The organism is Streptomyces sp. NPDC001157 (assembly GCF_053598255.1).
This window is the reverse complement of the sequence record NZ_JBSFJW010000065.1, coordinates 21,702-27,849: the sequence shown is the minus strand read 5'-3', so window position 1 is coordinate 27,849 and position 6,148 is coordinate 21,702. Positions and strand designations below refer to the sequence as shown.

Sequence of the window (6,148 nt, the reverse complement as noted above, 5' to 3'; positions counted from 1 at the left end):
TCTGAGCTTTTTCTCGCCCCCGCCGCCCCTCCCCGCCCCGTACCTGGGGGCTGCCGCCCCCAGACCCCCGCTTTCGGCCTGAACGGCCTCGTCCTCAAACGCCGGACGGGCTGAAAGCGGGGGTCCGGGGGCCGGCCCCCGGGTCGGGACGGGAAGGGGCGGAGGGGGCGAGGAAGCCTTCAGGTCCTGCAGGCCCACCACCCGCAGCAGCTGCAGCCGCTCGTACGACTCCGTCCCCGGGCGGGCCGTGTGGATGACGAGATGGTGGTGGTCGTCCTCGTTCAGGAGGATCTCGCAGTCCAGCTCGAGAAGACCGACCAGCGGATGCTGGAACCGTTTCGTCGACCGGCGCCGCACCGCCACCTCGTGCTCGGCCCACAGCCGGGCGAACTCCTCGCTGCCCGCCCGCAGTTCGGCCACCAGCGCGGCCGGTTCCGGGTCGTCGGGCCGCGCCGCGGCCACCGCCCGCAGGTTGGCCACATGGGCCCGGGCGTGCTCCGCCACGTCCTCAGGCGGGAACAGGTCGCGTGCCGTCGGGTCCAGGAAGAAGCGGCGGAGCAGGTTGCGCTCGCGCGGCGGGCGGGCGAACGCGTCGCCGCTCAGCGCCCGCGACATCGCGTTCTGCGCCAGCACCTCGCCGCAGTCGCTCACCACCACCGCCGGTGTGTCGTGCAGCCGGTCCAGGACCAGGAGAAGACCCGGTCGGACATGCGCGCCGGCCGCTCCACGCCGTGGCGGCTCCTCGCCGGCCAGGTGGTACAGGTGGTCCCGTTCGTCGTCCGTCAGGCGCAGCGCGCGGGCCAGTGCCGTCAGCATCTGGCGGGACGGGCGCGGACCCCGGGACTGTTCCAGGCGGGTGTAGTAGTCGACCGACATGCCGGCCAGCTGTGCCACCTCCTCGCGGCGCAGGCCCGGTGTGCGGCGGCGGGCGCCCGGCGCCAGCCCCACGTCGGACGGGGCGAGGCGGCCGCGGCCGCGGCGCAGGAAGTCGGCGAGTTCGGCTCGGTTCACCTCTCCAGCGTGCGGGAGTCCGCCCGGCTTATCCAGGGACTGCCGGTCCCCCGATCGGGAGGTCTCTCCCGCGCCCCGCCCCCTCGTCCAAAGCTGGTCGTCGACGAGAGGAGCAGAACATGCTGACATTGGTGACCGGTACGACGGGACAGGTCGGACGGCGGTTCGTGCCCAGGCTGATCGCCCAGAGCAGGTCAGACGAGAGGGTGCGGGTCCTGGTGCGGGACGAGGCCCGCGGGGAGCCGTATGCCGAGCTGGGTGCCGAGGTCGTGGTCGGGGACCTGCGGGACGCGGAGGCGCTCGGCAAGGCGGTGGCCGGGGTGGACGCCGTCGTCAACGTCGCGGCGGCCTTCCGCGGGGTGCCGGACGAGGAGGCCCGAGCCGTCAACCGGGACGCGGCCGTGGAACTGGGCCGCGCCGCGCTGGCCTCGGGGGTGCGGCGGTTCGTGCAGGTCAGCACGGGCCTGGTGTACGGCACCGGGCGGGGCCGCCCGGTGACCGAGGACGACGAGAGCCGGCCCGGCGGGGCGATGTGGGGCGCCTACCCCGAGTCCAAGGCCGAGGCCGAGCGCCAACTGCTCGCCCTGGAGGGCATGGACATACGCGTCGCCCGCCTCCCCTTCGTCTACGGCGAGGGCGATCCACACCTGGCCCAGTCGCTGATGTGGGCCAAGAACTGGGCGGCCACCCAGCGGCTGCACATGGGCCATCACGCGGACGTCGCCCAGGGCCTGCTGCGCATCCTGCACGCACCGGGCATCGCCGGCCGGATCTACAACATCGCCGACGACACCCCCGTCACGGCGGTCGAACTGCACCAGCTCAACGGGGCCGAGATCCCCGCCGAACTCCAAGACCGTACCGACCCCGACCCATGGCTCGTGATCATGTCCACCGAGCGCATCCGCCGCGAGCTGGGCTACCGGCCGCTGTTCCCGTCGGTGTACGCGGCCCGGGACGCGGGCGCACTCTAGCCAGAACCCAAAACCCAGAACCCAGGGCCTGTCCTAGTCGACGCCCCTGATCCGCTCCACCAGCACCGCCCCCGCCAACCCGATCACCGCTGCCACCAGATACAGCACCCGGTAGCCGCCGAGATACGTCACGATCGGTGCGGCGAGGGCGGGGGCGGCCACCTGAGGCAGGGCGTTGGCCACATTGATGACCCCCAGGTCCTTGCCGCGGTCCAGCGCCTTCGGCAGTACGTCCGTCATCAGCGCGAAGTCGACCGAGGTGAAGACGCCGAAGCCGACCCCGAGCACCGCCGCCGCGACGATCGCGCCCGGCCAGGTCTGCCAGCCGGCCAGCGCCGCCGTCGCCACCGCCATCAGCACACCCGACCAGATCACGAACGGCTTGCGCCGCCCCACCCGGTCCGACCAGACGCCTCCGACCACGACCGTGGCGAGCAGCGTCACCCCGTTCACGGCCGTCAGGATCAGTACGCCCTGGTCGGGGTCGCCGTAGTGGAGGCGGTCACGCAGGTAGTAGAGCAGGTACAGCAGGACCAGCGCGTTGCTGAGGTTGATCAGGAAGCGGGTCAGCCAGGCCCAGCCCAGGTCCGGATACCGGCGCGGGCTCAGCCAGAACCCGCCGACGAAGGACCGCCACGACCACGCGGGCCGGTCCGCCGCCGCCAGCCGCAGGTCCTCGTAGCGCAGGACGTACGGCAGCACGCCCACGACGGTGAACACCGCGCAGGCCGCATATCCGGCCCCGACGCCCCCGGCCGCCGTCGCGAGCCCCGTCCCGCCGACCACCCCGAGGATCTGCGCAACCCCCAACCAGCCGCCCACCGAACCCCGTTGGAACCGCGGCACACGGTCCGGCACCGCAGCCGTCACCGCCGCGAACGCCGCGTTCAGCGTCAGCTGGACCAGACACCAGCCTGCCGCCATGGTCCACACCCCGCCCGCGCCCGCGAGCAGCAGCAACGACAGGGCGCCGCCCGCGGCCCCGGCCACGATCCACGGCGTGCGGCGGCCCCACCGCGCCGTCGTGCGGTCCGACAGCGCGCCGAACAACGGGTTGGCCACCAGGGACACCATGGCACCGGCCCCCGTCACCCACGCCAGCATCGTCTCCTTGGACATGCCGGAGCCGGGCGCGAAGTCCTTCGCCTGGGAGGCCAGCAGGATCTGCAGGGGGCCGTACCAGCCCACCCAGATCGCACCGTTGGCGAGCGAGAGGGCGGCCGTCCAGCCGCGGCCGACCCGTTCGACGGGCTCGGCGAGCGCCTCCGCGGGCCGGGTGGCGGTCATCTCTGCGCCCGCAGCACATCCCGGAACCAGCCGTACGAGGCCTTCGGTGTCCGCTGCTGCGTCTCGAAGTCGACGTGCACAAGACCGAACCGGCGCTCGTACCCCTCCGCCCACTCGAAGTTGTCCAGCAGTGACCACACGAAGTACCCGCGTACGTCCACGCCCGCCTCGACGGCCTTGTGCAGGGCACGCAGGTGGCCGTCCAGATAGGCGATCCGGTCCTGGTCGTCGAGGCCCGGGTACGAGCAGCCGTTCTCCGTGATGACGACCGGCGGGAGGCGGTCGCCGTACCGTTCGCGGAAGCCGGTGAGCAGCTCGGTCAGGCCCTCGGGGACCACGGGCCAGCCGAAGTCCGTCACCGGTACGCCCTCGATCTGCCGTACCGAGAAGGGGAGTTCGGCCGGGATGGTCAGCCCGCCGAACTCGATGTCCTCGCCCTGCGGGGCGCCCACCCGGGTCGGCGCGTAGTAGTTGACGCCGTACCAGTCGAGCGGTTCCGCGATGACCTTCAGGTCGGACTCGACATCGCCCGGCATCAACTCGCCGATGCCTTCCGGGTACTGGCCGAGCAGCAGCGGGTCGGCGAACAGGCGGTTCAGCAGCAGGTCGTAGAAGCCCGCCGCCTCCACGTCCGCGCTCTCCTCGGACGCCGGCCAGGTCGGGCCGTGCGAGTTGGCGATCCCGATGTCCGTGGCGCCGGACGCGCGCAGCGCCCGTACCGCCAGACCGTGGGCCAGCAACTGGTGGTGGGCCACCGGCAGCGCGTCGAAGAGCAACTGCCTGCCGGGCGCGTGGGCGCCCAGCGCGTGGCCCAGCAGCGTGTGTTCGGCGGGCTCGTTGAGGGTGATCCACTTCTTCACCCGGTCGCCCAGCCGCTCGGCGACGACGGACACGTACTCCGCGAAATGCGAAGCCGTGTCCCGCTCCAGCCAGTCCATCCCCAGCGGCAGGTCCCAGTGGAAGAGGGTGGGCACCGGTCGTACGCCCGCGGCCAGCAACTCGTCGACGAGACGGTCGTAGAAGTCGAGGCCGTCCGCCGAGCGCACCCGCGGCCAGGAGACCGAGAAACGGTACGCGTCCACGCCGAGGCCGGCCAGGAGGGCCACGTCCTCGCGATAGCGGTGGTAGTGGTCGCAGGCCACCGCCGCGGTCGAGCCGTCCTTCACCCGTCCCGGCTCGGCCGTGAAGGCGTCCCACACGGACGGCTCGCGCTGATCGGCAGCGCCCTCGATCTGGTGGGCCGAGGTGGACACGCCCCACAGGAAGCCGGCCGGGAAGCGGGGTATCGGGTTGCCTGCATCAGAAGCCATGGGCGGGATCATCCTTACCGGCGGTAAGGGAAGTCAACGCCCAGGCGGGAACTGCCGGTTACGCCCCTTCCTTCAGCACCCTGCTGATCAGTTCGCGCTGCTCGTCCGTGAGCCGGGGATCGGCCGCGTACACCGTCTTCCCGTCCACCGTGATCTCGTAGCTGAAGCCGTCCGGCACCCCGACGGGAGGCGTGCCCCGGCCGGACGCGAGCGCGCGTTCGGCCAGGGCCTGCCACTCCTGGGCGTCGGGCCGGCCCGAGGTGTCCACCTCGGCATGGCGCTCGATGCCCGCGAACCCACCCGTACGCCTCACCTGAATACGCATGGGCCCCTGTCTAGTACGCGGTCACAGGATCCGCACCCCTACCTGTTCCCACGCCTTCTGTACGGCCTGGAGCTCCTCGCCCTCGTTGAAGCGGGCCTTCGCCGCCGCCACCGTGAGCTTCGCGAAGTCGTTGAACAGCGCCTGCGAGGACAGTTCGCCGCCGGTCAGGACGTCGTACCAGATCTGCCCCGCCTTCTCCCAGGCGTGGCCGCCGAGTGCGGAGGCGACCAGGTAGAACGCGTGGTTGGGGATGCCGGAGTTGATGTGGACGCCGCCGTTGTCGCGGCCGGTGCGGACGTAGTCGTCCATGGTCGCGGGCTGCGGGTCCTTGCCGAGCACGTCGTCGTCGTAGGCCGTGCCCGGTTCCTTCATGGAGCGCAGCGCCTTGCCGGTCACGCTCGGGGCGAGCAGGCCCGCGCCGATCAGCCAGTCTGCCTCGGCGGCGGTCTGGCCGAGCGTGTACTGCTTGATGAGCGAGCCGAACACGTCGGACATCGACTCGTTCAGGGCGCCCGGCTGGCCGTAGTACGTGAGGTTCGCGGTGTGCTGGGTGACGCCGTGGGTCAGCTCGTGGCCGATGACGTCGATGGGGATGGTGAAGTCGAGGAAGATCTCGCCGTCACCGTCGCCGAACACCATCTGCTCGCCGTTCCAGAAGGCGTTGTTGTAGTCGTGGTCGAAGTGGACGCTGGCGTCCAGCGGCAGGCCGTCGCCGTCGATCGAGTGGCGCTGGTAGGCCTTGAGATAGAGGTCGAAGGTGGCGCCGAGACCCGCGTAGGCGCGGTTGACCGTGGCGTCCCTGACCGGGTCGGCACCCTCGGCGCGCACCTTCCGGCCGGGCAGGTCGGTCTTGTGCCCGGCGTCGTAGATGGTGCGCAGCGGCTGGTCCGACGGTGCCTTCGCCGCCGGCGCGGCCGCGAGGCCGAACTCGGTCGTCACGCGGCGGCGGCCGCGCAGCTCGCTGTCGCGCATCAGGGTCCGGCGAGCCGGGCCGGAGAGTGCGGGGTCGTCGTTGCGGGCCAGCTTGTCGAGGACATGCGGCGGTACGACGGTGCAGAAGACGGGCTCGAAGCCCCCGTTGGTCTTCGTCATGTGCGGCACCCTTGCACTGAGTCATGCCCGTGTCACTACCCGCAACCATGATTGGTGAAATATGCGGACAGGGAGCGGCACGCTCCGTGACGAAGTGGTATGGCGCACTTTTTGTCCCTTTTATCTTGCGGGTCCCGCATACTGATACG

General features: G+C 71.4%; 5 protein-coding genes and 1 pseudogene. 1 reads left to right on the top strand and 5 read right to left on the bottom strand.

Annotated features, from left to right (window positions below; genetic code table 11):
• Positions 1 to 171: 171 nt before the first annotated feature.
• A pseudogene (locus tag ACWDAG_RS46365) lies at positions 172 to 1,011 on the bottom strand (helix-turn-helix transcriptional regulator); the annotation flags it as partial.
• A gap of 119 nt (positions 1,012 to 1,130) precedes the next feature.
• On the opposite strand from ACWDAG_RS46365, the gene ACWDAG_RS46360 reads away from it, so the two are divergent.
• Entirely contained in the window at positions 1,131 to 1,985 is an 855-nt protein-coding gene (locus ACWDAG_RS46360) for an NAD-dependent epimerase/dehydratase family protein (protein ID WP_450701624.1), read from the top strand.
• 33 nt (positions 1,986 to 2,018) lie between these two features.
• Here ACWDAG_RS46360 and ACWDAG_RS46355 read toward each other — a convergent pair whose 3' ends face one another.
• Genes ACWDAG_RS46355 through ACWDAG_RS46340 form a run of 4 tightly spaced genes read right to left on the bottom strand, consistent with a single transcriptional unit; the run spans position 2,019 to position 5,999 of the window.
• Complete coding sequence (locus tag ACWDAG_RS46355) at positions 2,019 to 3,272, bottom strand: MFS transporter (RefSeq protein ID WP_450701623.1); 1,254 nt, start codon at positions 3,270 to 3,272, stop codon at positions 2,019 to 2,021.
• Entirely contained in the window at positions 3,269 to 4,582 is a 1,314-nt protein-coding gene (locus tag ACWDAG_RS46350; RefSeq protein WP_450701622.1) for a GH1 family beta-glucosidase, read from the bottom strand. The genes ACWDAG_RS46355 and ACWDAG_RS46350 overlap by 4 nt, the downstream gene beginning before the upstream one ends.
• A 58-nt stretch (positions 4,583 to 4,640) precedes the next feature.
• On the bottom strand, positions 4,641 to 4,907 hold the full coding sequence (locus tag ACWDAG_RS46345; protein WP_450701621.1) for a protealysin inhibitor emfourin: 267 nt from the start codon (positions 4,905 to 4,907) through the stop codon (positions 4,641 to 4,643).
• Positions 4,908 to 4,928: 21 nt separating this feature from the next.
• Entirely contained in the window at positions 4,929 to 5,999 is a 1,071-nt protein-coding gene (locus ACWDAG_RS46340; RefSeq protein WP_450701620.1) for a M4 family metallopeptidase, read from the bottom strand.
• Positions 6,000 to 6,148: the final 149 nt, after the last annotated feature.

Bases quoted from the DNA above. Each gene is read 5' to 3' on its own strand.
- ACWDAG_RS46360 (WP_450701624.1), top strand. From the start codon at position 1,131: ATGCTGACATTGGTGACCGGTACGACGGGACAGGTCGGACGGCGGTTC.
- ACWDAG_RS46355 (WP_450701623.1), bottom strand. From the start codon at position 3,272: ATGACCGCCACCCGGCCCGCGGAGGCGCTCGCCGAGCCCGTCGAACGG.
- ACWDAG_RS46350 (WP_450701622.1), bottom strand. From the start codon at position 4,582: ATGGCTTCTGATGCAGGCAACCCGATACCCCGCTTCCCGGCCGGCTTC.
- ACWDAG_RS46345 (WP_450701621.1), bottom strand. From the start codon at position 4,907: ATGCGTATTCAGGTGAGGCGTACGGGTGGGTTCGCGGGCATCGAGCGC.
- ACWDAG_RS46340 (WP_450701620.1), bottom strand. From the start codon at position 5,999: ATGACGAAGACCAACGGGGGCTTCGAGCCCGTCTTCTGCACCGTCGTA.